Here is a 25092-nt window from a genome sequence, read left to right on the forward strand (position 1 = left end):
ACGCATCAATCAACAAAAATCCACCCTGATTTGCTGGCAAAAGTCAGGCACTATGACCAGATGATCAAGATCAAGCGATTGTGCGGTTCTGGCCCCTTCGCGAGGCCGGTTCATGCTTGAACAATGCTGATGCGCGCGCAGTATCGCGTAGCCCGGGTCCACAGGATGGAGATCGCCATGACAGCATGCATCGTCGGTTGGGCGCATTCGCGCTTCGGCAAGCTCGAAGGCGAGACGCTGGAGGGCCTGATCACCAAGGTGGCAGTCGAGGCGCTCGATCATGCCGGCATCGGTCCGGATGACGTCGACGAGATCGTGCTCGGCCACTTCAACGCCGGGTTTTCCGCCCAGGATTTCACCGCGAGCCTGGTCCTCCAGGCCGACGACCGGCTGCGCTTCAAGCCGGCGACCCGCGTCGAGAACGCCTGCGCCACCGGCTCGGCGGCGGTCAGGCAAGGCATCCGCGCCATCGACGCCAATGCCGCCCGTATCGTGCTGGTGGTCGGCGCCGAGCAGATGACGACGACGCCCGGTCCCGAGATCGGCAAGAACCTGCTCAAGGCCTCGTATCTGCCGGAGGACGGCAACACGCCGGCAGGCTTCGCCGGCGTCTTCGGCAAGATCGCCCAAGCCTATTTCCAGCGCTACGGCGACCAGTCGGATGCGCTGGCGATGATCGCCGCCAAGAACCACAAGAACGGCGTCGACAATCCCTACGCGCAGATGCGCAAGGATTTCGGCTACGAGTTCTGCCGGCAGGAAAGCGAAAAAAACCCCTTCGTCGCCGGTCCGCTGAAGCGCACAGACTGCTCGCTGGTGTCGGACGGTGCCGCCGCGCTTGTCCTTGCCGACACGGCCACGGCGCTGAAGATGCGCCGCGCCGTCGCCTTCCGCGCCAATGAGCATGTGCAGGATTTCCTGCCGATGTCGAAGCGCGACATTCTCGCCTTCGAAGGCTGCGAGCAGGCCTGGAACCAGGCGCTGAAGCAGGCGGGCGTGACGCTCGGCGACCTGTCCTTCGTCGAGACGCATGACTGTTTCACCATCGCCGAACTGATCGAGTATGAGGCGATGGGCCTGGCAAAGCCGGGCGAGGGCGCCAAGCTGGCCCTGGATGGCGAGACGGCGAAAAATGGAAGGCTGCCGGTCAATCCGTCCGGTGGACTGAAGGCCAAGGGCCACCCGATCGGTGCCACCGGCGTATCGATGCATGTGCTGAGCGCCATGCAGCTTGTCGGCGAGGCGGGCGGCATCCAGGTGCCGGGAGCAAAACTCGGCGGCATCTTCAACATGGGCGGTGCCGCGGTCGCCAACTACGTTTCCATTCTCGACCGGATCAGATAAACCCGCCCGCATTCGCGGGAGGTGACATGGCAAATCCGGTTCTGGTCGAAGTCTTGCGCGGCCCAATCGTCGAGAGTGCTCATCGCGGCGCTGTTGCCGTCTTCGACGCCGACGGCAAGCCTGTCTGGGAGATCGGCGACACGGCACAACCGGTGTTCCCGCGTTCGGCGGTCAAGGCGATCCAGGCGCTGCCGCTGGTCGAGAGCGGCGCTGCCGATGCCTACGGCTTCGGTGACCGGGAGCTGGCGCTGGCCTGCGCCTCGCATTCCGGCGAGCCGCCACATGTCGAGCTGGCGCGCGCCATGCTGGCGAAGGCCGGCTTGGACGAGACGGCACTCGAATGCGGCGCGCATTGGCCTTCGAGCCATGGAGCGACCCTGGCACTTGCCCGCGCCGGCAGCGTGCCGAACGCGCTGCACAACAATTGTTCCGGCAAGCACTCGGGCTTTCTCTGCACCTGCGTTCACAGCGGCATCGCCCATCGTGGTTACGTCAAGGCTGGCCACGCCTCGCAGGAGATGGTGCGCGAAGCGATGCAGGCGGTGACCGGTGCTGCCCATGACGCCGATCACCGCGGCACCGACGGCTGCTCGATTCCGACCTATGCCGTGCCCCTGCGCAGCTTTGCCCTTGGCTTTGCCCGCATGGCGACAGGTGCCGGGTTCGAGCCGGTGCGCGCCCGGGCGGCGAAGCGGCTGCTTTCCGCCTGCATGGCCGAGCCGTTTTTCGTCGCCGGCACGGGCAGGTCCGATGTCGCGATGATGGAGGCCGCGCGGGGCCGGATTTTCGTCAAGGGAGGCGCCGAGGGTGTTTTTTGTGCAGCCCTTCCGGAGCTTGGCCTTGGCATCGCGCTGAAGTGCGACGATGGCGCCGGCCGCGCCGCTGAAGTGATGGTCGCGGCCGTGCTGGCTAAGCTGCTGCACGCCGACCAGGCGCTCGCTGCGAAACTGACCGAACAGGCAAATCCGCCTATCGAGAGCCGGATCGGTGCCAAAGTCGGCGCGCTCCGGCCGACGGCCACCCTCAACTGACGTGGTTGCGCTCGACGGTCAGATGCGCGTAGCCGGCATTGCCTGATGCGGCGAGGTCACCGGTCACTCGCTCGGCCCAGCATTGGCCGACGATCGCGCCGTTCTGGACTCCGTCGATGACATTGTCGGAGATGATTGCCGTTCCGGCACCTTCAACCACGCTGACGGCGATGCCGGTTCCGGCCTTGCGGACGATGTTTCCCGTGGCGACCACATTGCGCATGAACGGTCCCCAGCCGATCTGCATGCCGTAGAGCGGCGCATTCTCGATGACGTTGCCGGAAACGGTGGTGTCGGCCTCGACGCTAATGCCGACGCCGAAGCCGGGCGCGTCGGCAGGGTAGGGGCCGCTGGTCGACAGATTGCGGACGATGTTGCCGGAGCAGACGCCCATGCGGCCGCCTTCGTTGAAGTTGACGATCGAAATACCGTTCGCAGCACCATCGACGATGTTATTGCCGATGACGGCGCCTTCGAACGAGAATTCGGAATACACGGCCGTCTCGCCCGAACGCGAGCAGGTGTTGCCGGTGATCTGCAAATTGCTGGAACTGTTGGCGCGGATCGCCGAGAACGCGCAGTCCGAGACAATATTGCCGGAGATGATGACGTTGCCGGCGCGGAACGCATTGATGCCGTTGCCGTTCTGGCCGGTTCCGCCGCTGCGCGCCTGGATGCGCTCGATCCGGTTGCCGCTGACGATGGTGCCGTCTTCAGCCGCCTGCCAGCGGTGCACGAGAATGCCGCCATTGGCGCAGTCGGAGACGCTATTGCCTGATATTTCCAGGCCATCGGCCTCGACCGAATAGATGCCGGCATCGGCCGCACCGGAAATCTCCAAGCGCTCGATGCGGCCCGAGGCGTGCTCGAGCGCCAGACCGTTCTTGCCGCTGCCGGTAAGCTGGCAATTGTCGACGACCAGATGGGCGATGCGGCGCAGATCGAGCAGGCCTTGCGTGTAGTCGCCCATCCAGCGTTTGCGGCCATCGAACACCAGCCCACTGAGTTCGATGTGCTCGGCCCGTTCGGCCATGATGAGATGGCCATTGCCGCCATAGACGATCCGCGATGCGCCCGGCACGCCGGACAGGCGCACGCGGCCGGGCAGCGACATGTTGGAAACGATATAGATCCCCGGCGGCAGGAACACCGGCATGTCGCGGTCGTGCGCGTCGCGCAGCAGCTTGGTGAAAGCCTTGCTCTGATCGTCAAGCGCACCGGGCCGGACGCCGAGCTCGGTCGCGTTGATCGCGCCACGCATCGCGGCTTTCTCGATGCTTGGCAGGTTTTTCCCCGCTGCCTTGCCAAGCGAAAGCCCCATGATGGCAAAGCCGGTGGTCTGCGCAAGCAGCGTTCTTCTGTTCAACATCGGCACAGATTCCTTGCGTCCAACGCTCACGCCGCAGGATTCGTGCCAGACTAGCCCGGTCGAATTCGTGGTGAAAATCTGACGCTTGGCCCCTATTCGATCCTCGTTGGCTCAGCGATCACCGCCCCGTTGAAGGCAAGTTGCAGGAATATCTGGTCGATCTCCGCGGGAGACAGCTTCGTATCCCTCTCAAGCCACCAGTGCATCACTTCAAAGAACGCGCCAACGATGAAGCGTGTGGCGATCTCAAGTCTGACTCCGCCTTCATCACCTTGGATATTCGCCAACTCATGGCGAACCTGCCTGCTTATCCAGCCGCGGATCTCTTCTGGCATTTCGCGCTTTTTCCCGCCCATCAGCGCACGGTGCATCTCCCGCGTGGCATGAGCATGCTCGAACACCGGACCGCTGAAGGAAAAGCCCTTGGCGTTCCGCTGCGAATGGCGTTCGGCACCGTGTGCCTGCAAGGTCTTCAGATGGTCGTCGATCGTTGCTTTCCTCAAGCGGTCCTTGTCGGGATAGTGTGTGTAGAAAGTCGAGCGGCCGACATCGGCTTCCCTGCAGATATCCTCGACCGTGATCGCCGTATATCCCTTCTCGGCGGTCAATCTGAAAAGCGCCTGCTGCAGTCGGCTGCGGGTCCTGGCGACCCGACGGTCGATCGGTCCCGCTGGCATGGGCAACATCCTTTTCCGGCCAAAGGACACCAAATCGTCCAGTATTGGGCGCGTCGGTGCGATGTGGCCAGTAAAACTGATACTGGACACACTGTCCAGTATCCTATGCTCTTGCGGAAGGCCCGGCGCGATGCCCGGCTGGCCGGAGATAAAGCAATGCACCAACGTCTTTTCGGAACAATAGTCGGAGGGCATGCGTTAGTCGCGCTCGTCAAAGTGGCCGTGGTGCTCGCGGCATTTTTCTCGTTGGGACAGGCAAATGCGGTCTTTTCCTTGGGAGTTCCCGTCCTCCTGCTTCATGCTGGTGCACTCGTCGTAGTCGCGAGCTTATTGATATGGCAAAGCGCTCACGGGCGGCTGTCCGCCAAGGACCGCAGACCGGCCGCCGGCGAGGAGAAGGCGCTGCATGTCGGCATCACGCTTCATTCCGCCGCCCTGTACGATATGCTGGCGTGGCTTCTGACCTTCGGTCGCGAACGTGCTTTTCGCGAAAGGATATTAAGCTTTGCGGAGCTGAAACCGGGAGAAGTGGTCCTGGATGTCGGGTGCGGCACCGGCACCACCGCGCTCCTTGCCAGACAAAAAGTGGCGCCGGAGGGGCGCGTGCACGGCGTCGACGCCTCCGCCGAAATGGTTGCGCGCGCGACGGCAAAGGCCCGGCGAGCCGGGCTACAAGTCGGGTTCTCGACCGCCACCGCTCAGGAACTGCCTTTCAAGGATGGGGAATTTGATGTCGTCCTCAGCACGCTGATGTTCCACCATCTTCCAAAGAAGGGCCGCGAGGATTTCGGCAGAGAAGCCTTCCGCGTCCTGAAGGCGGGCGGTCGCGTGCTTATCGTCGATTTTGCAAAACCGCCGCGCCGGAAGAGCACCTTTCGGCTCCACCGGCATGGTTACGTCGATTTGGACAAAGTTGCAGCGGATCTCGGCCGGCACGGCTTCAATATCGTTGAGCAAGGCGACGTCGGAACCAAGGGGCTCCGCTACCTAGTTGCGCAACCGGACCTTAGCCTTGCGGCCCGCGAAGCGCGATAGTGCGCCAAGTTGAGGCATTCGCATGCTCAGCTTTATACCCCAAGCAGCTGTCTAATCTCGGGTACTGAACCCAGATCTTCACCATTAGCCTCTTCATCAGCAATGGCTTGTGGAGTCGCCATTCCAAGCCTAAGTTCGTCGGATGAGCAGGGCCTTCACCCGCGAGGAAGACAGCGAAAACGCCATTGCCGGCATCGGCGAGCGGCCGATCAGCCATCACCGCAATCTGGTCACGGAACGCGGGATGGCGCTGATCGATGCCGAGGTGGCCGCTCTGCGCGACGAACTGGGCAGAGCCGAGAAGAGGGCCGACCGCGAGCGCATCGCGCTGGTGTCGCGTGATCTCCGCTACTGGACGGCGCGGCGCGAAAGCGCCGAGCTTTCGGTGCCGGAACCGGGCAGCGACATGGTTCGCTTCGGCATGGGCGTCACGCTGGAAAGCCACGACGGCAAGAAGGTGCACTGGAAGATCGTCGGCGAGGATGAGGCAAATCCCGCCAAGGGGACAATTTCCCATATGTCGCCGATGGCGATGGCGCTGTTCGGCAAGAAGGTCGGCGAAGTTGCCGTGGTCAATGGCAAGGAATGGGAGATCGTCAAGCTCTCCGACAGTTAGTCTTCGAGCTTGACGGCATGATCGCGGAAGAACGCTGCGGCGCCGGCCTCGTCGATTTCGCCGGCGGCGACGCCCATGACGAATTCGTAAAGCATGCCGTCATTGGCCGACAGGGCATAACCATTCACAATCAGAAATGCGCCGGCCGCGACAATGGCGGTGCGTTTGTTGCCGTCGACAAAGGCATGATTTCTGGCAATGCCGAAGACATAGGCGGCTGCGAGTTCCTCAACCGACCGGTCTCCGTAGTTGGCCTTGTTTTCGGCGCGAGCGCCCGCCGATTCGAGGGCATTTTCATCCCTCAAGCCTTGTGCTCCGCCGTGTCGGCGCAACTGCTCCGCGTGCATGCCTTCGACTGCACGCCTCGTCAGAAGTTCCCAGCTCATTCGGCGAGCTTCTGAAGCGCGACCTTGTATTTATCCATCACCTCGCGGGCGGCTTTCATTTGCCGCTCGAAGCTGTCGTCCACCGGCCTCAGCGCAAAACCGTCACCTGTTTCAACGATTTGAAGCTGGTCGCCGGCCTTCAGGTTCAGACGATCGAGAAGTTCCCTCGGCAGGATCACGCCTTCGGAATTGCCGATCTTGCGAATGGTCGTGTTCATGGTGAGGCATCCTGTTGCAACGCTGATTATAACGCAGTGTGTTTCTTGTTACAACAGACATTATAACAAGGCGTCAGCCGGCCTGCAGCAGCCGGTCCATCAGCCGCTCCGCCGCTTCCGGGATGACCGTGCCGGGCGGGAAGATTTCAGTGGCGCCTGCCTGCCGGACTGCGTCGTAATCCTGCGGCGGGATAACGCCGCCGGCGACTATCAGCATGTCGTCGCGGCCCAACTTCTTCAGTGCAAGCTTGAGTTCGGGAATGAGCGTCAAATGGCCCGCAGCCAGCGACGAGGCGCCGACGATGTGCACGTCATGCTCGACTGCCAGTCTGGCGATCTCGTCCGGCGTCTGGAACATCGGCCCGACGGTGACGTCGAAGCCTAGGTCGGCAAAGGCGGTGGCGATCACTTTCTGGCCGCGATCATGGCCGTCTTGCCCCATCTTGGCGACCAGAATGCGCGGCTTGCCGCCGGACCTCTCCTCGAACGCGACGATCTTGTCCTGCAGCCGGTCGACCACCGGATTGTCGCCGAGCGCGTTGCGATAGACGCCGGAGATCGTCTGCACCGAGGCGACATGGCGGCCGAAAACCTTTTCCAGCGCCAGCGAAATCTCGCCGACCGTGGCGTTGGCGCGTGCGGCCCGGATGGCGAATTCCAGCAGGTTTCCGTTACTCCCGGCAGCACGGGTCAGCGCATCGAGCGCGCTCTCGACGGCGGCGACGTCGCGCGTACCTTTCAGCCGCTGCAGCTTCGACAATTGCCGTGCCCTGACCTCGGCATTGTCGATCTTCAGCACGTCGACTTCGATGTCCGTGCCGGGACGGTGGGCATTGACACCGACCACGATCTGTTCGCCGGAATCGATGCGCGCCTGGGTGCGCGCGGCAGCCTCTTCGATGCGCAGCTTCGGTAGGCCCTTTTCGATCGCCGCGGCCATGCCGCCGAGGCTCTCGACCTCCTCGATATGCGCAAGCGCACGCGCCGCCAGATCATGTGTCAGCCGTTCGACATAGGCGGAGCCGCCCCACGGGTCGATAATGCGCGTCGTGCCGGATTCCTTCTGCAGGATGAGCTGTGTGTTGCGGGCGATGCGGGCCGAATGGTCGGTCGGCAGCGCCATTGCCTCGTCGAAGGAATTGGTGTGCAGCGACTGCGTATGGCCTTGAGTGGCGGCCATCGCCTCGATCATGGTGCGGATGATGTTGTTGTAGGGATCCTGCGCCGTCAGCGACCAGCCCGAAGTCTGGCAATGGGTGCGCAGCGACAGCGAGCGCTCGTCCTTCGGCGAAAAGTTCTTCAGCATTAGGCTGGCCCACAATACGCGCGCTGCTCTCAGCTTGGCGACTTCCATGAAGAAATTCATGCCGATCGCCCAGAAGAAGGAAAGGCGCGGCGCGAAACGGTCGATGTCGAGGCCGGCCGCGACGCCGGCGCGGGCATATTCGATACCGTCTGCAATCGTGTAGGCGAGCTCGAGATCCGCCGTCGCTCCCGCCTCCTGCATGTGATAGCCGGAGATCGAGATCGAATTGAACTTCGGCATGTGCTTCGACGTGTAGGAAAAAATGTCCGACACGATCCGCATCGAAGGTTTTGGCGGATAGATGTAGGTGTTGCGCACCATGAACTCTTTCAGGATGTCGTTCTGAATGGTCCCGGTGAGGTCCTTCTGCGCAACGCCCTGTTCCTCCGCCGCGACGATATAGAGCGCCATGATCGGCAGCACCGCGCCGTTCATCGTCATCGATACCGTCATCTCGTTAAGCGGGATGCCGTCGAACAGCTGGCGCATGTCGAGAATGGAATCGATGGCGACGCCGGCCATGCCGACATCGCCGGCGACGCGCGGATGGTCGCTGTCGTAGCCGCGGTGCGTGGCGAGATCGAAGGCGACCGACAGGCCTTTCTGGCCGGCGGCAAGGTTGCGCCGGTAGAAGGCGTTGGACTCTTCGGCCGTCGAGAAGCCGGCATATTGCCGGATCGTCCAGGGTTGCTGGACATACATCGTCGGATAGGGGCCGCGCACGAAAGGCGGCAGGCCTGGATAGGTATCGAGGTGCGGCAAGCCCTTGAGATCGCCCTGGTTGTAGAGATGCTTGACGGCGATTCCTTCCGGCGTCATCCGCTGGCCTTTGATCTCGACCGGCGCCCGCCGTGGCGGCGACCAGGCGATCTGGCTGAAATCCGGGATCATGGCACGGCTCCGATCGACTGATCGATGCGGATCGGAAATAGCGGCTCGCACACCGCAACGCCTTCGGTGAAGGCAGGCCGCCGCTCCGCCGCCAGCGTCTCGACCGGACGCTCGGTCTTCGACGGGTGCAGCGTCGTGCCGACGATCGCCCGTTCGCCCGCCTGGTAGGCTGTGTTGCGGCGGGCGGAAGCTGCCTGGACGCGCCTCTGGATGTGGCCTTGCTCAAGGCTGGTCAGCACGCCGCCTTCCGCCTCGATCTGCTGGAACTCCTGCCAGGCCGCCGCGCAGAGCTCCGCAGTCAGCGCTTCGACGGCCCCCGAACCGCAAACCGGATCGGCGACGTGGTCGATATTGCTTTCATTGGCCATGATCAGTTGCGCGTTGCGGGCAACGCGGCGGGCAAAACCCGCGGGCAGGCCGTGCGCGATCGTGTGCGGCAGGATGGCGATCGAATCCGCGCCGCCGGCGGCAGCGGCAAAAGCGGCAATGGTGGTGCGCAGGATGTTGGTTTCCGGATCGGCCGCCGTCATCATCCGGAAGGATGTTTCGGCATGGATGCTGGCGGTGGAGGGCACTATCGAGCAGGCCTCCTGGACACGCGCCCACAGCCTGCGCAACGCCCTGACCTTGGCCGTCGACACGAACTGGTCCTGGTCGACGCTGAGCGCAAAACCGATATGCGGCGCCGCGTAGACGAGCGGCTGGCGCGCCTTCTCGAACAGCCTCAAATAGGAGACGGCCGAGGCGAGCATGGTGCCAAGCTCCTGCGCCTCGGTGGCGCCGGCATTGTGGAATACCCGCCCGTCGGCCTCCAGCAGCACGCCGGGCACACCCATCGAAAAGAAATGCGCCAGCGATTGCGGCATCGAAGCCTGTAAAGCCTCGATCGACATGCGCAGCCTGCCGGTCCCGGCAAAGATCGCCGCCGGATCGATGCCGAAGGAGAGGTTGAGCTTTGCCGGGTCGGAGCGGCGCTTGGTCAAAAACGCCACCAGCCAGTCGGCCACGGCACGGCTCCAGGGATGGGCGTCGATGCGGATCTGGATGCGGTTGAGCGGCACGCCGTCGAGCACGCCCTCCAGCGCCTCCGCCGTCCTCGGCAAGCCATAGCCGAAGGCGTTCGGCGCACCCTCGAAGACAAGCGACAGTCCGGTGGCACCCTGCGCGACGTCTTCCAGCGCCTGCGCACTGGCCCGGCCTATGTCCGGATCGTCGATGCGCTGGCTGACGATCCACGGTGATCCCGGGTTGGCGCGCACGACAGGCTCGGCGGTTACCGAACGCTCGTAGAGCGGCTCGATGCGGATGGCGTCGTCCGTATGCGAGACGAGCTTTTCCTCGAAGGACCCGCCGGCCAGCGCCTTCTCCGCCAGCGCCAGCCATCGTTGCCGGTCGACGTTCGGAAGTTCGGCATCCTGGGTCAAGGCACCGGCGCCCATCGGTTCTCCTCGTTCTAGCGGCCGCAGCGGCCGACTATGTCAGTCTACGGTCCCCGGCCCGATATCACAATGCAGCACACATGCCGTGCAACTCGCCTTCCGTGACGGTGACCGTCAACCGATTGCCAAACATGGGCAGGTTCCGCAAGCTCCAAAAGCCATTTTCGACAACGCCCATTGTCGCTGCGCAATGGCCTCACTATACCTGCGGCGGGGCTCCCTTTTCTTCAAGGGATCAGGGCATTCAACCCTATAGGTTTGCGGAGACCGGACACATGGCCGACGATACCAGTATCTTCATAGGGGCCAGCCGCAAGCCGGACGACAGCTATCAGCGGCCCGAACAGCTTTTGCTGCAATATGGCAACCGTCACGGCCTGGTCACCGGCGCGACCGGCACCGGCAAGACGGTGACCCTGCAGATATTGGCCGAGGGTTTCTCAAATGCCGGCGTGCCGGTATTCTGCGCCGACATCAAGGGCGACCTGTCGGGTATCGCTATGATGGGCACAGCGCAGGATTTCCTGGTCAAGCGGGCCGAGCAGGTCAAGCTCGATCCCTATGAATTCCAGGAATTCCCGGTCATCTTCTGGGATCTGTTCGGCGAGCAGGGCCACCCGATCCGCGCCACCATCTCGGAGATGGGGCCGCTGCTTCTGTCGCGGTTGATGAACCTTTCCGAGGCGCAGGAAGGCATCATGAACATCGCCTTCCGCATCGCCGACGAGGAAGGCCTTCTGCTGCTCGATTTGAAGGACCTGCAGTCACTGCTGGCCAATATCGCCGACCGCGCCGAAGAGATCGGCGCCCGCTACGGCAATGTGACGAAGCCTTCGGTCGGCGCGATCCAGCGCACGCTGCTGGTCCTGGAGCAGCAGGGCGCTGCCAATTTCTTCGGCGAGCCGGCATTGCGGATCGCCGACATCATGCGCACCACGCGCGATGGACGCGGCGCCATCAGCGTGCTCGCCGCCGACAAGCTGATGATGAATCCGCGGCTCTATGCGACGTTCCTTCTGTGGCTGATGTCGGAACTGTTCGAGGAACTGCCCGAAGTCGGCGACCCGGACAGGCCGAAGCTGGTCTTCTTCTTCGACGAGGCGCACCTTCTGTTCGACGACGCCCCGAAGGTGTTGGTCGACCGCGTCGAGCAGGTGGTCCGGCTGATCCGCTCGAAGGGCGTCGGCGTTTATTTCGTCACGCAAAATCCGCTGGATATCCCCGAAACGGTGCTGGCCCAGCTCGGCAACCGCGTGCAGCACGCACTCCGTGCCTATACGCCGCGCGAACAGAAGGCCGTCAGGACGGCGGCCGAGACGTTCAGGCCTAATCCCGACTTCGACTGCGCAACCGTGATCACGCAGCTCGGCACCGGCGAGGCGCTTGTCTCGACGCTGGAAGCCAAGGGCGTGCCGTCCATGGTGCAGCGAACGCTGATCCGCCCGCCGTCATCGCGCCTTGGCCCGATCACGCCCGACGAGCGCCGCAAGCTGATCACCGAGAGCCCGGTTGCGGGACAATACGATCAGACCATCGACCGCGAATCGGCCTTCGAGATGCTGCAGAAGAAGGCCAAGGACGCCCAGGAGGCACAGGCGCAGCAACAGGAAAGCGGCCGTTCGCGCTGGACCATTCCCGGCTTCGGCAATGACGATCCCCAGCCGACCGGCGGCCGCCGCGCGCCGCGCCCCTCCAACCGTCAGACCGTTGCGGAGGCGGCGATCAAATCCATCGTGCGCTCGGTCGGCTCGTCGGTCGGACGGGCGATCGTCCGCGGGATTTTGGGGAGCTTGTCCAGGGGCAGGTGAGGGGCATCGCACCGAAGGGCGGGCATCTGTGTTGGCAAATTCTGTCTTGCACATCAAGTGCCGGTGGCCAGATCTGAAGGACAGCGGACGGCGGCTATGCGCCCATAGCTGCCGTCGGACCGTCTGCAAAAGTGTAAACGCGTATCGGCGGTAGCTAGTTCAGCGTCGCCAACAGGCGCGCGGCAGCCTTCAAATCTTCCGTACTCGCGCCTTCTACGAAATGCTCCGCAACCGATTGCAAGAGCTCGCGAGCGCCGTCGATCTCGCCTCGCCCAGCCATCAACGTTGCCATATCAATTGCGGTTCGCAGCTCCCATGCCCGCGCGCCTTGACTCCGGCTCAACTCCAGTGCCTGCATTAGGGATGCGCCGACCTCGTCGCGATTGCGTTCCGACAGTTGTTGGAGAAGAAGGCCTCCCTTCATCCGCAGCAACTCCGGAAGGTACAATTGGTCACCGTTCTTTTCGACTTGACCAACTGAATCACCGATCAGCGCGACTGCTTCGTCGACCCGACCGATCGCGGATAGTCCTCTAACCAGCGAGAGGTTGAGCTCGGTCGTGAGCAATTCGTAAGGTGCTGCGTGGAGGTTTTGGAGAGAACTCTGGAGGCCCCCGACCCCACCTGTCGCATCCCCGTGCCGGATTGCGACTTCGCTTTTGAATCCCCGACCGACCAGCAGATAAGGGGCCATGGAATGGGACTCGGCGCGGGAAATCAGCATGTCGATGTGTGCCTCCGCGCTCTCCAGTTCCCCGGCCCACAGGAACACCGATATTCCCCAGATCAGGGCGATCGCCAGAGTCAGCGAGTGGTCCATGGCGGCGGCCTCTTCGACGGCCTGTCGAGCACGTTCCATGGCTTGGTCCGGATGGCCTTGCAGCCAAAGGTTCCTCGCCAGGATAGCCTTGGCCAGGATTTTGCCCTCGAAACCGAGATAGACCGTTGTGGTTCGCTGAGAGCTTGGCCCACGATCCAGCGCTGCCTCAAGCTCCGCGCGGGCTTCGGCCAGGTCACCACGAAGGTGAAGCGATATCCCCAGAATGGTGTGCGCCAACGCAATCGCTACCGGATCCTCCAGGGTCGCGGCTATGGCTGAACAGCGTTTTGCAAACTGGAGGGCGGTCACGAAATTGCCTGTCCGCAGGTGGAACATGTTGAGCGGACCCAGCAGGCGCACTTGATCCAACGTATCACCGCGTTCTTCGGCAATCGCCAGGCTTTTCTCCAGGGCGACGCGCGCCGCATCACGCCCTCCGCGCATGAACATCAGGGACACACCCAAGGCTGCCTGGAGATGCATCTCGTCAAGTCCGCCAAGAGCGGCATCGTCGAGAGCGAATATCGCGCGTTCTGACCAGCGATGACACTCCGGCAACAAGGACATCGCCAGGAAAACAGGCGCGGCAGCAGTAGCAAGTCCGATGCCGATATCGGCGTTTCCGCCCTCGCCGAAGCACCATTCCAGAGCGGCCCGCACATTGTTGATGGCGGCGAAGTGAGGAGCCCGCTCCTCGCCGGTCGCCAGACCTGGCCACTCGATACCTGTTTGCTCAAGCCATCTTCGATAGTAGGCGGCGTGGCGCACCGCCAGATCGGCGGCCTCGGCGTCATCTATGCTGATGTCGAGGACGTAGGCGCGCGTGGTATCCAGGAGCCGATAGCGCATCATCGCTCCGAGCGGGCGCGTCGCTATGATCGACTTGGCAACAAGACTATCCATGGCATTAAGAACGGTCGATCTGTCGAGGGCAGCGCTTGTGACGACTTCCAAGACCGCATCGAGCGTGAAATGACCAAGGAATACAGCGAGCCTGCGAAGCACTGCGCGCTCCAGGTCGGTAAGTAGCCCAAAGCTCCAATCCAGCGTGGCCTGCAGGGTCTTTTGACGCGGTGGCGCGGTCCGCGATCCCAGCCACAGCAAAGTCAGACGTTGATCGAGAAGCGCGGCGGTTTGTTGCAATCCATAAGACTCGACCCGCCGGGCCGCCAACTCGATTGCGAGCGCCACACCGTCAAGCTTTCGACAGATGCTTGCGACGATCAGGGCCTCCGCATCGCTGACATCCAAGCGCGCGCCACTTGCCACCGCGCGCTCCACGAACAGTTGAATGGCCGGGAACGTCTGGACAACCGCCGCCGTAAGCCTTGGGTCGTCCGGCGGACAGGCAAGGACATCCAATCGGTAGATATGCTCGCCTTCGACCCGAAGCGCTTCGCGACTTGTTGCCAGAATGTGGACCTGCGACGCCGCGTCGATGATGCTTGCGGCCAGAGGCGCCACCGCATCGATGAGATGCTCGCAGGTGTCGAGGATCAAAAGCATCCGCTTGTTGCGCAGGTAGGCGATCAGATTGGGCGTCGCGTCACTCGATTGAACCGACAGCCCAAGCATGGAGGCGACGGCTGTCGTCACCAGGTCGGGATCGCCGAGCATTCCCAGGTCGACGAACAGCACAGCGCCCGCGAAGGCGTCAATGAGGTGATGTCCGACCGCGATCGCGACGGTGGTTTTGCCGACGCCGCCCGCGCCAACGATTGTGATGAAGCGCGACGCATTCAGTCGAGTCGACAGCTGGAGAACGTCGTCGTCCCGGCCAACCATTCGGCCCAAGCGGCTCGGAAGATTCGCGTGCGGAAAACTGGCGGCAGCTGCAGGCTCTTCATCGCGCGGACCGCCGATCTGCGAGACGGGCGCGATGAAGCAATAACCCCGCCCTGGTAGTGTCGCGATGTATCGTGCGCCGTCCTTTCCATCACCCAGCGCCTTGCGGAGCCGGGTCATGTGAAACCGCAGGCTGCCTTCCTCGACTACGACATCGGGCCAAACCCGCGACATCAGATCCTTTTTGCCGACGATTTCATTCGGCGTGGAGATCAGGGCAATGAGAATGTCCAGTGCACGCGAGCCCAGCGCCAAGGGAGCGCCGTCTTTTGTGACGAGCCTTTCGCTCGCAACCAGATGGAAAGGACCGAACGACAGTCCGTCCTTGGCCTGACCTGCCACTATCGTCATGGCGCTTCTCTCGGCGCCGCCCGCCACCAAGCCGATAGTCTAAGTCAAGTACAACACCTGCACCATAGGCGAACGGTGGCAGGACCCCGCTGCCCGGAGCCACCAGCGCTGACAGCCACTAACAGGGGGCTCACAACACATAACGGGCGATTCTCGTCCTGCGGGCGTAAGTTTTCGGCAGCACCGAGCACCCCCCAGGAGAGACCCATGAATACGACCAAGACTCCCGAACTAATCGATCAGGACCGCCGCCTGGTTTTGAGCACGGCCGCAATGGGCATTGCCGCCGTAGGTACTGCCAGCCTGCTCCCATCGGTCGCCGCAGCCGCGGGCGATGCGATCCGGCCCTTCAAGGTCAGCTTTCCTCAGGAGGAAATCGACGAGCTTAGCCGACGCGTCGCCGCGACCCGCTGGCCGGACCAGGAGAATGTGGCTGACGACACCCAGGGCGTGCAGCTCGCCACAATGCAGAAGCTCGCGAAGTACTGGGCGACGGATTACGACTGGCGCAAGATGGAGACCCGGCTCCATGCCCTGCCGCAGTTCATCACCGAGATCGACGGGCTGGACATCCACTTCATCCATGTCCGCTCCAGGCATGAGAATGCATTGCCGGTAATTATCACGCATGGCTGGCCTGGCTCGATCATCGAGCAGTTGAAGGTCATCGAGCCGCTCACCAATCCAACCGCCAACGGCGGGAGCGAAGCGGACGCATTTCATTTGGTGATCCCCTCGCTGCCTGGTTACGGCTTCTCAGGCAAGCCGACCGCACCGGGATGGACACCTGTCCGCATCGCCAAAGCGTGGGCGATGCTGATGCAACGCCTCGGTTACACGAGATACGTCGCGCAGGGCGGCGACTGGGGCAACGCCGTGTCGGAGACGATGGCGCTGCAAGAGCCTCCGGGCTTGCTTGGCATCCACACCAACATGGCTGCCACCGTGCCCGCCGACATCTCGAAGGCGCTTGCCGCCGGCGGCCGGGCGCCCGCCGGCCTCTCGCCCGACGAGAAGCGCGCCTGGGACCAGCTCGACGATTTCTACAAGAACGGGCTGGGCTACGCGATCGAGATGAACAATCGCCCGCAGACGCTCTACGGCATCGTCGACTCGCCGGTTGGTCTCGCAGCCTGGATGCTCGACCACGACATCCGCAGCTACGAGCTGATCGCACGCGTCTTCGACGGGCAGCCGGAAGGGCTGACGAAGGACGATATCCTGGACAATGTCACGATGTACTGGCTGACCAACACGGCGATCTCCTCGGCGCGTCTTTACTGGGACAACGCGCACCACCCGACGGGAGGCTTCTTCGACCCCAGGGGCATCAAGATCCCGGTCGCTGTGAGCGCCTTCCCGGACGAGATCTACCAGGCGCCGCAGAGCTGGGCTGAAAAGGCGTATCCGAAGCTTATCCATTACAACCGGCTCCCCAAGGGCGGCCATTTCGCAGCCTGGGAGCAGCCCGCGGCCTTCACCGCCGAACTCCGGACGGCATTTCGTCCGCTGCGCCAGCAAATCTGAACCCCTCACAGGGTTCCGCTTGCAGTCACACCTGCTCGACTGTCCAAGGCAACCCGATTGAACCCGGGACAAAGGAGAACGCCATGTCAGCAATCGCGCACTCTTCCGCATCGCACGAACCCATCACGAAGATGGCAGCCCCCGTCGAGGACAATGAAATCGTCGATTCAAGCTTTACGGCTATCATCAACGGGCCGATCGAGAAGATTGACATTCCCAACTGGTGCTTCGCGCTGTCCGAACATGAATATCAGGGGTGTTCGCCTGCCCACATAGCGGCGGGTTTCACGACGGCGCCGGATGGCAAGCGCATGTCGATCAATGTCGAGATCATCGGCGGCAGCCTGATGGTGCAACACTATGTCGAGACGCTTGGCCGCAAGGATCACCTCATCCTGGAGTCGGTTTCAGACCTCTTCACGCCTACGGGCCGCACCACGATCCATGTGCGTTGGGAGCTGAGCGTCAAGGCTATCGACAGTCGCCGATGTGAGTTTACCAACCACGTCCGGTCCTGGGCCACGAAGGAATTCATGGCCTTCTTCGAGCGCCAGGGCATCCCGTTCGAGGTGCTTCGGTCACAGCGCCAGCCCATGTCGATCGCTCACAACAAGGGCGAGACGCCGCTTTTTGCGGCCAGCATCGAACGAGCCGCGCTCAGGAACTGAGCGGCAGCATCTTTCTTGTGATGTAGCCGCTCCATGGAGGAGGCACAATGACGAGGCACGCACATGACCGGGAGGTCACCGCACTTTTGGTGATCGATCCGTACAACGACTTCATTTCCGATGGGGGCAAGATATGGCCCCGCATCCGGGCTGTCGCAGAGGCGAACGGCTGCGTGCCTCACATGCTGCAAGTCCTGAATGCCGCGCGTCAAGCTAAGCTTCGCGTCTTCTATGCAATGCATCATCGATACCGTCCGGGCGACTATGAGACATGGACTTACGTCGCGCCCGTCCAGAAGAGAGCATGGAAGAGCAAGAGCTTTGAATACGGCACCTGGGGCGGCGAGATTCGGTCCGAGTTCGAGCCCAAGCCAGGCGAAACTGTCGCGACCGAACATTGGTGTTCCAGTGGGTTCGCCAATACGGATCTGGATCTGCAGCTGAAAAGGCACGGAATCCAGAAACTCATTGTCATCGGACTGATCGCACACACCTGCGTCGAAGCGACCGTTCGCTTCGCCGCCGAGCTCGGCTACGACGTAACCATGGTGAGGGACGCGACGGCAGACTACTCGGATGAGGAGATGCACGCGGCTCTCGACATCAACATGCCGAACTACGCCAGCGCGATTGTCACGACGGACCAAATCATCGACTCGATTTCTGCCGTCCAGACCTCGGCCGCCGAGGCGTAGGTGATGATCGATCTCACACGCGAGGGAATGGCCAACCGTGCGCATCTCACTCTGCACTCCGGCGGACCGTTTCCGTGCGCTCGACGCGTCAAAATACGTCGAAGAGAACTTGGCTCTGGCCGACATGCAGCAGAGAGATCCAGAACAGGCTCGGTCATTACGTGGCAACGATCGGGCAGGACCAGGTCCCACCCAACTGGAAAGAAAACGACCATGTCAGACATCGCAACGGCCCGTCAGGGCGAAAAGACCTCCGACACCGCAAGCGCACGTCCCGTCGACCTGAAGTTCGAGGTTGTCGTTATTCCGGTCGCAGACGTCGACCGCTCCAAGCAGTTCTACGAGGGCCTCGGCTGGCGGCTCGATGCCGACTTCGCGGTCGGCGACATGTTCCGGGTTGTGCAGTTCACGCCTCCGGGCTCGCCTGGCTCGATCCACTTCGGCAAGGCTGTCACCTCGGCCGCGCCGGGGTCGACACAGGGTCTCTATCTCATCGTGTCCGACATCGTAGCGGCGCGCGCCGAGCTCATCGCTCACGGTGCAGATGTGAGCGAAGTGTTCCACCGTGCCGGTCCGGGACAGCCTGCTGTCAATGGTCGGGACCCGGAGGGACGCAGCTACGTCTCCTTTGCAACGTTCAGCGATCCCGACGGGAACGGCTGGCTGCTCCAGGAGATCACCACCCGGTTTCCGGGCCGGATCGACTCGAAGGCGACGAGCTTCGCCTCCGAGGGCGACCTGGCCGCCGCAATGCGGCGCGCGTCGGTCGCCCACGGAGAGCACGAGAAGCGGACCGGCGGCCAGCGTGACGAGAACTGGCCGGACTGGTACGCCGAATACATAGTGGCCGAGCAGTCTGGCGAGGAACTGCCGCAGTAGGAAGAGCTTCCAGACGGCGGCACACTGGCGCCGTATTCGTTCGCGGCCTGCGGAGATCGTGGCGACCTGACGGCCTTTATCGGAGGAAATCATGAGTACCGCAGCCATCCCCACTCAGCGCGAACCTGAACTTCTTGGCCAGACCGTCGTCGTCATCGGCGGTAGCGCCGGCATCGGTCTGGAGACCGCCCGGCGTGCCCGCGCCGAAGGCGCCCGCGTCATCCTCACCGGACGCAATCGCGACCGCCTCGATCAAGCAGCGTGCGAGATTAGCGCTGAGGGCACCGCCGCCTTCGACGCCAATGATGCGACCCAGCTGAAGTCGTTCTTTCAAGATCTGCCGGACTTGATCGACCATGTGATGGTTACTGCCGGCGCTCCCCATTATCGCTCTCCCCTCGAAATTCCTCCCGAGGAGGCACGACACGATCTCACGGACCACCTATTGCTCGCGCTCAATGTGGCACGCAGCGCCGCTGGCAAGGTCGGGTCGGCCGGCTCACTGATATTCATGGGCGGCACGGGCGCACGCCGCCCAAAACCAGGCCTCGCGATCGTCTCGACGGTTACCGTCGCGTTCCCCGCGCTCATCGCCAATCTCGCGCTCGAGCTCGCGCCGATACGCGTCAACCTGATCGCCGCAGGCTTCGTCGACACGCCACTGTCGGCGTCGCTGCTCGGCGACAACCTCGACAAGCGGCGCGATGAACTGCGCGCGACGCTGCCAATCCGACGTGTCGTCGGACCGGCTGATGTCGCCGCGCTCGCCGTTCACATCATGAGCAACACGGCGCTGACGGGCGCGACATACGACCTCGACGGCGGCCAGCAGCTCGTCTCGTGACTACGCAGGAACAAAGCACATTGCCTCATCACAAAGAGACATCACTATGAACACGATCAGTGTTTGCGACAAAATCGATGAGCGCCGCCGTCGCCTGATCGGTGCAGCCGCAATGGGCATGACGCTTGCCGAACTCGGCATGACCGCGACAGCGAAGGCGGCGCCCATTGGAGTCGACCAGACGACGGCGTCTGCGATGCACACGGCAAAGAACTCGTTCGGCGAACCCAGGCAGATCGATGCCGGTGTCCTTAATGTCGGCTATGCAGAGGCCGGCCCTGCCGACGGTCCGCCCGTTATCCTTCTCCATGGCTGGCCTTACGACATCCACACATATGTCGACGTTGCGCCCATTCTGGCGGCGAAAGGCCGCCGCGTGATCGTGCCCTACCTGCGCGGATACGGCACGACGCGGTTCCTGTCGGACGAGACGATGCGCAATGGTCAGCAGTCGGCCATCGCTGCCGACATCGTCGCGCTGATGGATGCGCTGGGTATCGAGAAGGCGACGATTGCCGGCTGCGACTGGGGCGCTCGGACGGCGAACATCATCGCCGTCCTGTGGCCGGAACGCTGCAAGGCGATGGTCTCGGTGAGCGGCTATCTCATCGGCAACCAGCAAGCCGGCAAACTGCCGCTGCCGCCGAAGGCCGAGCTGCAATGGTGGTACCAATATTACTTCGCTACCGATCGCGGCCGTGTCGGCTACGAGAAATATACGCGCGATTTCGCCAGGCTGATTTGGCAGCTCGCCTCGCCGCAATGGAATTTCGATGAGCCCACGTTCGAGCGGAGTGCTGCGGCCTTCGACAATCCGGATCACGTCGCGATCGTCATCCACAATTATCGCTGGCGGCTCGGCCTGGCAGAAGGCGAGGTGCAATATGATCCACTGGAGCAGCGGCTTGCTCAGGCACCCGTCATCTCCGTGCCCACGATGACGCTCGAGGGCGACGCCAATGGCGCGCCGCATCCGGACGCCAGCGCTTACGCCAAGATGTTTTCAGGCAGATATAGCCACCGGGTAGTCATGGGCGGCATTGGACACAACCTACCTCAGGAAGCACCACAGGCCTTTGCCGACGCCGTTGTCGAGGTCGACGCGTGATCGAGTTCGCGGCGCCGCCCCTCCGGCAGGTACGACAACCACCAAAAGAATGCCTATGAACCCGATCGCAAGGGTTGTTTACACGGCCAGGACCGCAACCACAGGTGGCCGCGAGAATGGCGCCTCGCGCAGCTCTGATGGCCTTCTGGACATCAGGCTTTCCATACCCGGATCGGCGCGCATCGGCACCAACCCGGAGCAACTGCTTGCAGCCGGCTGGTCGGCCAGCTTCGCAAGCGCGGTTGCGTCTGTGGCTCACGAACAAAAAATTATGCTGCCGGCCGGAGTGAGAATCGATGCCGAGGTTGATCTAAATCTCGGGGACGACGGCTACTCTCTCAGCACTCGGCTCAACGTAAGCCTGCCTGGCGTGGAGTACAATACCGCACGAGCCCTGATCGACGAGGCGCACGACATTTGTCCGTACTCGAAAGCGACGCGCGGCAACGTGCAAATTGCGATCAACCTGCTCTGAGTGGATTGCATCGATCGTTGAAGCAATTGGCATGGCCAGGGTTACATTTTGGATCATTCCTTCGCGCCAAGGTCTACAAAAACCTGCCACGGCATCGCACCTGTCAGAGCGCATCCAGCACAAATACGGTCAGGATGACAGGAGGGGTATCCCTCCGATCACCGTGATAATCCCTTCTGAGCGCGAAATGTCCGCTCCGGGGTCATGAGCTGTCACTGGTGGCGTCTGCACACAGGTGCGGCAAAGTCCGCCTCAACGTAAGCATCAAATCCAAAGGCGGGCACCGGCACGGGCAAGCCGACGCTCGGCAAAACCAGCAGGAGCCGTGAGCAATCCCGCCTGTGCTTCCGTCAGCTCAGAAGATCGAGTCTGTGATCGCCTTGACCGGGCCGAGCAGGATCGATCCTTCCGGCACGCCGGCGTCGATCGGGATGGCTTTGCGGTTTGCTGTCGCCACCATCGGCTGGCCGATATCGGCCGTCACCACGACCGGGGTCTTGTTCGGCACTCGGTCGTAGAGATCGATAATGTCCTGGTTCATCAGGCGAACACAGCCCGACGACACCGATTTGCCGATCGACCGCCATTCCGGCGAACCGTGCAAGCGGTAGAGCGTGTCCTGGTTGCCCTGGAAGAGATAGAGCGCCCGCGCGCCAAGCGGGTTCTTGAGCCCACCGGGCATGCCGCCATTGTCGGCGCTGTACGGTCTTAGTTCGGGCTGGCGGGCGATCATTTCGTCCGGCGGCGTCCATTTCGGCCATTTCTGCTTCCATTGGACCACCGCATCGCCCGACCATTCGAAGCCGGCGCGGCCGAGGCCGACGCCATAGCGGATCGCCTGGCCGCCCGGGCGCACCAGATAGAGGAAGTGATTGGTGGTGTCGACGACGATGGTGCCCGGCTGCTGCCCGGTCGGATCGTCAACGATCTGGCGCAGGAACTGCGGGTCGATCTTGTCGACCGGTATGGCCGGCAGCTCGAAGCCGCCATCCGACATCGGCCCATACATCGTCACATAGTCGCCAAGCGCCGGCTCGACATAGGTCGGCGGCGGCGGCTCGACCGGCTGTTGCGACAGCGTGGTGCAACTGGAGACCGCGACCGAGGCGGCGCCAAGGGCTGCTGCGTTGAGGAAACCGCGACGGCTCAGGCGCAGAGAGGACGATGGGGGTGTGAACATGATTGCCTTTTTTAAGTCTCAAATCGCAACAAAGCATGAATGCGCCCGGTTGCGCGCGGTTGCCCGAGCAATGCCCGGCGCGATAGGCGGTTCCAATTCTGGCCGCAGGGTGGACAAACAAAGGCAAAGCTGTGACTGGATCGTCACTGTTGCGCCGACGCAACATTTCCGGTGTCACCCCCCGGCGACCAGACCTTCAAGGGACGGCAGGATCAGGGCCGGTGGAAAATCCCGGTATTCCTCTGGCTGATTGGCGCGGTTGATCCACACCGTCCTGAAGCCGAATTTGGTGGCGCCGGCGACGTCCCAGCGGTTGGATGACTGGAAAGAGACAGCGCCCGGATAGAGGCGCCAGCCCGTGGTGACCATGTCGTAGACCGACGGATCGGTCTTGAAGCGCCTGACGCTGTCGACGGAAAAGACGTCGTCCAGGACCTGGTCGAGCGCGGCGGATTTGACGGCCGCTTCCAGCATCTCAGGCGAACCGTTGGACAGGATCGCCAGCCTTGCTCCCGATGCCTTGAGCGCCTTGAGCACGGCCGGCACCTCCGGATAGCAGTCCAGCCGCCAATAAGCCTCGAGCAGCTTCGCCCTCAGCCCGGCATCCGCGGATGGAACCTTGCGCAGGGCGAAGTCGAGCGCCTGCTCGGTGAGCTGCCAGAAATCGGCGTAGGCCCCCATCAGCGTCCTGACCCAGGAATATTCCAGCTGCTTGGCGCGCCAGATATCGGACAGCAACTGGCCGTCCGGCCCGATCTGGTCGGCGTGACGGCGCACGGCCGCATGCACGTCGAACAGCGTGCCATAGGCGTCGAAAACGTAAGCCGCGAACTGCATTCGACAGTTTTGAGGCCGCGTAAGGCAAGGCGCAAGCGCTGATTGCAGTCCGCCAGCCCGCTGGCCTCAACAAATCTCAGCCAAGCCGGTTGACGGCGGCCGCCAAAGCATCTTCCAATGCGCCGCAACAAGCATCGAACGGAACCTGGCAATGACACTGGCGACTGCGGCGCAATCCGCGACATGGACCTTCGTCGACGGCGACTGGTACGAGGGCAATGTTGCCATTCTAGGGCCGCGCAGCCACGCCATGTGGCTCGGCACCAGCGTGTTCGACGGCGCCCGCTGGTTCGAGGGCGTCGCTCCCGATCTCGATCGCCATGCAGCGCGGGTAAATGCCTCGGCGATCGCGCTCGGCCTGAAGCCGACGATGAGCACCGACAGGATCGTCGGGCTGACCTGGGACGGGCTGAAGAAGTTCGACGGCAAGACGGCGGTCTACATCAGGCCGATGTATTGGGCCGAGCATGGCGGCTATATGGGCGTGCCGGCCGACCCGGCCTCGACGCGTTTTTGCCTTTGCCTCTATGAATCGCCGATGATCTCGCCGGCGGGTTTTTCGGTGACGGTGTCGCCGTTCCGGCGCCCGACCATCGAAACCATGCCGACCAATGCCAAGGCCGGCTGCCTTTATCCCAACAACGGCCGGGCCATCCTCGAAGCCAAGATGCGCGGCTTCGACAATGCGCTCGTGCTCGACATGCTGGGCAATGTCGCCGAGACCGGCACGTCGAATATTTTTCTGGTCAAGGACGGCCATGTCCTGACGCCGGCGCCGAACGGCACCTTCCTTTCCGGCATTACCCGCGCGCGCACCATGGCCCTGCTAGGCGAATACGGTTTCACGACGACGGAAAAGACGCTGTCGATCCGCGATTTCCTGGAGGCGGACGAAATCTTCTCGACGGGAAACCACTCGAAAGTCGTGCCGGTCACCCGTATCGAGGATCGCAATCTACAGCCGGGACCGGTGGCCAAGAAGGCGCGCGAACTCTATTGGGAATGGGCGCATTCGACTTCGCCCGGCTGACCCGCTAAAAAGCGGCCGGCGCTTCGTTTCCGGAGTTGTTCCAGACCAATCCAGTCCTATGTTAGTCCGGTATCGACACCGGATTTTTCCACGAGGGAGTACGACCGATGGCTTTTGAATTGCCCGCCTTGCCCTATGATTACGAGGCTTTGCAGCCTTATATGTCCAAGGAAACGCTGGAATATCATCACGACAAGCACCACAAGGCCTATGTCGACAACGGCAACAAGCTGGCCGCCGAGGCGGGCATGGGCGATTTGTCGGTCGAAGAGGCCGTCAAACAGTCCTTCGGCAAGAATGCGGGCCTCTTCAACAATGCCGCCCAGCACTACAATCACATCCATTTCTGGAAATGGATGAAGAAGGGCGGCGGTGGCAACAAGCTGCCGGGCGCATTGCAAAAGGCGGTCGACAGCGACCTTGGTGGCTATGACAAGTTCAAGGCCGACTTCATCGCCGCCGGCACCACCCAGTTCGGTTCGGGCTGGGCCTGGGTCTCGGTCAAGGACGGCAAGCTGGCGATCTCGAAGACGCCGAATGGCGAGAACCCGCTCGTCCATGGCGCGACGCCGATCCTCGGCGTCGATGTCTGGGAACATTCCTATTACATCGATTATCGCAACGCCCGGCCGAAATATCTCGAAGCCTTCGTCGACAGTCTCATCAACTGGGACTATGTGCTCGAGCTCTACGAAAAGGCCTGATCCGTTCCA

At 62.6% G+C, this 25092-nt stretch carries 23 protein-coding genes; 14 read left to right on the forward strand and 9 right to left on the reverse strand.

Features of this window, described 5'->3' with window-relative positions; genetic code table 11:
* The first annotated feature begins 177 nt into the window (after nucleotides 1-177).
* Complete coding sequence (locus NKH30_RS02890; RefSeq protein ID WP_352540731.1) at nucleotides 178-1344, forward strand: acetyl-CoA acetyltransferase; 1167 nt, start codon at nucleotides 178-180, stop codon at nucleotides 1342-1344.
* 26 nt (nucleotides 1345-1370) lie between these two features.
* On the forward strand, nucleotides 1371-2375 hold the full coding sequence (locus NKH30_RS02895) for an asparaginase (RefSeq protein ID WP_352771889.1): 1005 nt from the start codon (nucleotides 1371-1373) through the stop codon (nucleotides 2373-2375).
* Here the strand turns inward: NKH30_RS02895 and NKH30_RS02900 are convergent.
* A complete protein-coding gene (locus NKH30_RS02900) occupies nucleotides 2368-3744 on the reverse strand; it encodes a TIGR03808 family TAT-translocated repetitive protein (RefSeq protein ID WP_352994140.1) in 1377 nt (458 codons plus the stop codon). The genes NKH30_RS02895 and NKH30_RS02900 overlap by 8 nt on opposite strands.
* Nucleotides 3745-3836: 92 nt before the next feature.
* The gene (locus NKH30_RS02905; protein WP_352994143.1) at nucleotides 3837-4352 is read right to left on the reverse strand and encodes a TetR/AcrR family transcriptional regulator; all 516 of its coding nucleotides are present in this window, start codon (nucleotides 4350-4352) and stop codon (nucleotides 3837-3839) included.
* 225 nt (nucleotides 4353-4577) lie between these two features.
* Between NKH30_RS02905 and NKH30_RS02910 the strand changes: the two genes are divergently transcribed.
* Together NKH30_RS02910 and NKH30_RS02915 are read left to right on the forward strand one after the other, a co-directional pair.
* Nucleotides 4578-5456 (forward strand): class I SAM-dependent methyltransferase, encoded by an 879-nt coding sequence (locus tag NKH30_RS02910; protein ID WP_352540732.1) that lies wholly within the window; start codon nucleotides 4578-4580, stop codon nucleotides 5454-5456.
* Between the two features lie 142 nt (nucleotides 5457-5598).
* A complete protein-coding gene (locus tag NKH30_RS02915) occupies nucleotides 5599-6072 on the forward strand; it encodes a GreA/GreB family elongation factor (protein WP_352490814.1) in 474 nt (157 codons plus the stop codon).
* Here the strand turns inward: NKH30_RS02915 and NKH30_RS02920 are convergent.
* The 4 genes from NKH30_RS02920 to NKH30_RS02935 all read right to left on the reverse strand — a co-directional run bounded on the left by NKH30_RS02920 (nucleotide 6069) and on the right by NKH30_RS02935 (nucleotide 10312).
* Nucleotides 6069-6458: a type II toxin-antitoxin system death-on-curing family toxin gene (locus tag NKH30_RS02920; protein WP_352994146.1), complete on the reverse strand. Its 390-nt coding sequence runs from the start codon at nucleotides 6456-6458 to the stop codon at nucleotides 6069-6071. The genes NKH30_RS02915 and NKH30_RS02920 overlap by 4 nt on opposite strands.
* Nucleotides 6455-6676, reverse strand: a complete 222-nt coding sequence (locus NKH30_RS02925; RefSeq protein WP_352470978.1) for an AbrB/MazE/SpoVT family DNA-binding domain-containing protein — start codon at nucleotides 6674-6676, stop codon at nucleotides 6455-6457. The genes NKH30_RS02920 and NKH30_RS02925 overlap by 4 nt, the downstream gene beginning before the upstream one ends.
* A 73-nt stretch (nucleotides 6677-6749) precedes the next feature.
* A complete protein-coding gene (gene scpA, locus NKH30_RS02930) occupies nucleotides 6750-8873 on the reverse strand; it encodes a methylmalonyl-CoA mutase (protein WP_352540734.1) in 2124 nt (707 codons plus the stop codon).
* Entirely contained in the window at nucleotides 8870-10312 is a 1443-nt protein-coding gene (locus NKH30_RS02935; RefSeq protein ID WP_352972262.1) for a methylmalonyl-CoA mutase subunit beta, read from the reverse strand. Before NKH30_RS02935 ends, scpA begins: the two co-directional genes overlap by 4 nt.
* Before the next feature lie 275 nt (nucleotides 10313-10587).
* Here NKH30_RS02935 and NKH30_RS02940 point away from each other — a divergent pair, with 275 nt between their 5' ends.
* The gene (locus NKH30_RS02940; protein WP_352994149.1) at nucleotides 10588-12120 is read left to right on the forward strand and encodes a helicase HerA-like C-terminal domain-containing protein; all 1533 of its coding nucleotides are present in this window, start codon (nucleotides 10588-10590) and stop codon (nucleotides 12118-12120) included.
* 154 nt (nucleotides 12121-12274) lie between these two features.
* Here the strand turns inward: NKH30_RS02940 and NKH30_RS02945 are convergent, their stop codons facing one another.
* Complete coding sequence (locus NKH30_RS02945) at nucleotides 12275-15136, reverse strand: ATP-binding protein (protein ID WP_352994152.1); 2862 nt, start codon at nucleotides 15134-15136, stop codon at nucleotides 12275-12277.
* A gap of 207 nt (nucleotides 15137-15343) precedes the next feature.
* Between NKH30_RS02945 and NKH30_RS02950 the strand changes: the two genes are divergently transcribed.
* The 7 genes from NKH30_RS02950 to NKH30_RS02980 all read left to right on the forward strand — a co-directional run bounded on the left by NKH30_RS02950 (nucleotide 15344) and on the right by NKH30_RS02980 (nucleotide 21332).
* Nucleotides 15344-16663, forward strand: a complete 1320-nt coding sequence (locus NKH30_RS02950) for an epoxide hydrolase family protein (protein WP_502911450.1) — start codon at nucleotides 15344-15346, stop codon at nucleotides 16661-16663.
* Nucleotides 16664-16794: 131 nt separating this feature from the next.
* Nucleotides 16795-17331 carry a hypothetical protein gene (locus tag NKH30_RS02955; RefSeq protein WP_352994342.1) on the forward strand — a complete coding sequence of 179 codons (537 nt, stop codon included), beginning with the start codon at nucleotides 16795-16797 and terminating at the stop codon, nucleotides 17329-17331.
* Between the two features lie 47 nt (nucleotides 17332-17378).
* Nucleotides 17379-18026 (forward strand): cysteine hydrolase family protein, encoded by a 648-nt coding sequence (locus NKH30_RS02960; protein ID WP_352501766.1) that lies wholly within the window; start codon nucleotides 17379-17381, stop codon nucleotides 18024-18026.
* Between the two features lie 222 nt (nucleotides 18027-18248).
* Nucleotides 18249-18905, forward strand: a complete 657-nt coding sequence (locus NKH30_RS02965) for a VOC family protein (protein ID WP_502896488.1) — start codon at nucleotides 18249-18251, stop codon at nucleotides 18903-18905.
* Nucleotides 18906-18996: 91 nt separating this feature from the next.
* The gene (locus NKH30_RS02970) at nucleotides 18997-19749 is read left to right on the forward strand and encodes an SDR family oxidoreductase (protein ID WP_352470985.1); all 753 of its coding nucleotides are present in this window, start codon (nucleotides 18997-18999) and stop codon (nucleotides 19747-19749) included.
* A gap of 46 nt (nucleotides 19750-19795) precedes the next feature.
* Nucleotides 19796-20857: an alpha/beta fold hydrolase gene (locus NKH30_RS02975; protein ID WP_352470986.1), complete on the forward strand. Its 1062-nt coding sequence runs from the start codon at nucleotides 19796-19798 to the stop codon at nucleotides 20855-20857.
* A gap of 55 nt (nucleotides 20858-20912) precedes the next feature.
* Nucleotides 20913-21332, forward strand: coding sequence for an Ohr family peroxiredoxin (locus NKH30_RS02980; RefSeq protein ID WP_352470987.1), 420 nt, complete (start codon nucleotides 20913-20915; stop codon nucleotides 21330-21332).
* Nucleotides 21333-21687: 355 nt separating this feature from the next.
* Here NKH30_RS02980 and NKH30_RS02985 read toward each other — a convergent pair whose 3' ends face one another.
* Complete coding sequence (locus tag NKH30_RS02985; RefSeq protein ID WP_352540739.1) at nucleotides 21688-22512, reverse strand: L,D-transpeptidase; 825 nt, start codon at nucleotides 22510-22512, stop codon at nucleotides 21688-21690.
* A 174-nt stretch (nucleotides 22513-22686) separates the two neighbouring features.
* Nucleotides 22687-23349 carry a haloacid dehalogenase type II gene (locus NKH30_RS02990; RefSeq protein ID WP_352827015.1) on the reverse strand — a complete coding sequence of 221 codons (663 nt, stop codon included), beginning with the start codon at nucleotides 23347-23349 and terminating at the stop codon, nucleotides 22687-22689.
* 151 nt (nucleotides 23350-23500) lie between these two features.
* Here NKH30_RS02990 and NKH30_RS02995 point away from each other — a divergent pair, with 151 nt between their 5' ends.
* Both NKH30_RS02995 and NKH30_RS03000 read left to right on the forward strand, forming a co-directional pair.
* Nucleotides 23501-24379: a branched-chain amino acid aminotransferase gene (locus NKH30_RS02995; RefSeq protein ID WP_352470990.1), complete on the forward strand. Its 879-nt coding sequence runs from the start codon at nucleotides 23501-23503 to the stop codon at nucleotides 24377-24379.
* A 107-nt stretch (nucleotides 24380-24486) separates the two neighbouring features.
* The gene (locus NKH30_RS03000) at nucleotides 24487-25083 is read left to right on the forward strand and encodes a superoxide dismutase (RefSeq protein ID WP_023677850.1); all 597 of its coding nucleotides are present in this window, start codon (nucleotides 24487-24489) and stop codon (nucleotides 25081-25083) included.
* Nucleotides 25084-25092: the final 9 nt, after the last annotated feature.

The sequence above is a fragment of the Mesorhizobium sp. M1273 genome, assembly GCF_040318195.1.
Lineage (GTDB): Bacteria > Pseudomonadota > Alphaproteobacteria > Rhizobiales > Rhizobiaceae > Mesorhizobium.

Coding starts and splice junctions, on each gene's coding strand:
- NKH30_RS02925 (WP_352470978.1), bottom strand. CDS start 6,676: ATGAACACGACCATTCGCAAGATCGGCAATTCCGAAGGCGTGATCCTG.
- NKH30_RS02910 (WP_352540732.1), top strand. CDS start 4,578: ATGCACCAACGTCTTTTCGGAACAATAGTCGGAGGGCATGCGTTAGTC.
- NKH30_RS02895 (WP_352771889.1), top strand. CDS start 1,371: ATGGCAAATCCGGTTCTGGTCGAAGTCTTGCGCGGCCCAATCGTCGAG.
- NKH30_RS02915 (WP_352490814.1), top strand. CDS start 5,599: ATGAGCAGGGCCTTCACCCGCGAGGAAGACAGCGAAAACGCCATTGCC.
- NKH30_RS02950 (WP_502911450.1), top strand. CDS start 15,344: ATGAATACGACCAAGACTCCCGAACTAATCGATCAGGACCGCCGCCTG.
- scpA (WP_352540734.1), bottom strand. CDS start 8,873: ATGATCCCGGATTTCAGCCAGATCGCCTGGTCGCCGCCACGGCGGGCG.
- NKH30_RS02890 (WP_352540731.1), top strand. CDS start 178: ATGACAGCATGCATCGTCGGTTGGGCGCATTCGCGCTTCGGCAAGCTC.
- NKH30_RS02945 (WP_352994152.1), bottom strand. CDS start 15,136: ATGACGATAGTGGCAGGTCAGGCCAAGGACGGACTGTCGTTCGGTCCT.
- NKH30_RS02960 (WP_352501766.1), top strand. CDS start 17,379: ATGACGAGGCACGCACATGACCGGGAGGTCACCGCACTTTTGGTGATC.
- NKH30_RS02935 (WP_352972262.1), bottom strand. CDS start 10,312: ATGGGCGCCGGTGCCTTGACCCAGGATGCCGAACTTCCGAACGTCGAC.
- NKH30_RS03000 (WP_023677850.1), top strand. CDS start 24,487: ATGGCTTTTGAATTGCCCGCCTTGCCCTATGATTACGAGGCTTTGCAG.
- NKH30_RS02995 (WP_352470990.1), top strand. CDS start 23,501: ATGACACTGGCGACTGCGGCGCAATCCGCGACATGGACCTTCGTCGAC.
- NKH30_RS02940 (WP_352994149.1), top strand. CDS start 10,588: ATGGCCGACGATACCAGTATCTTCATAGGGGCCAGCCGCAAGCCGGAC.
- NKH30_RS02955 (WP_352994342.1), top strand. CDS start 16,795: ATGGCAGCCCCCGTCGAGGACAATGAAATCGTCGATTCAAGCTTTACG.
- NKH30_RS02975 (WP_352470986.1), top strand. CDS start 19,796: ATGAACACGATCAGTGTTTGCGACAAAATCGATGAGCGCCGCCGTCGC.
- NKH30_RS02985 (WP_352540739.1), bottom strand. CDS start 22,512: ATGTTCACACCCCCATCGTCCTCTCTGCGCCTGAGCCGTCGCGGTTTC.
- NKH30_RS02920 (WP_352994146.1), bottom strand. CDS start 6,458: ATGAGCTGGGAACTTCTGACGAGGCGTGCAGTCGAAGGCATGCACGCG.
- NKH30_RS02990 (WP_352827015.1), bottom strand. CDS start 23,349: ATGCAGTTCGCGGCTTACGTTTTCGACGCCTATGGCACGCTGTTCGAC.
- NKH30_RS02970 (WP_352470985.1), top strand. CDS start 18,997: ATGAGTACCGCAGCCATCCCCACTCAGCGCGAACCTGAACTTCTTGGC.
- NKH30_RS02980 (WP_352470987.1), top strand. CDS start 20,913: ATGAACCCGATCGCAAGGGTTGTTTACACGGCCAGGACCGCAACCACA.
- NKH30_RS02900 (WP_352994140.1), bottom strand. CDS start 3,744: ATGTTGAACAGAAGAACGCTGCTTGCGCAGACCACCGGCTTTGCCATC.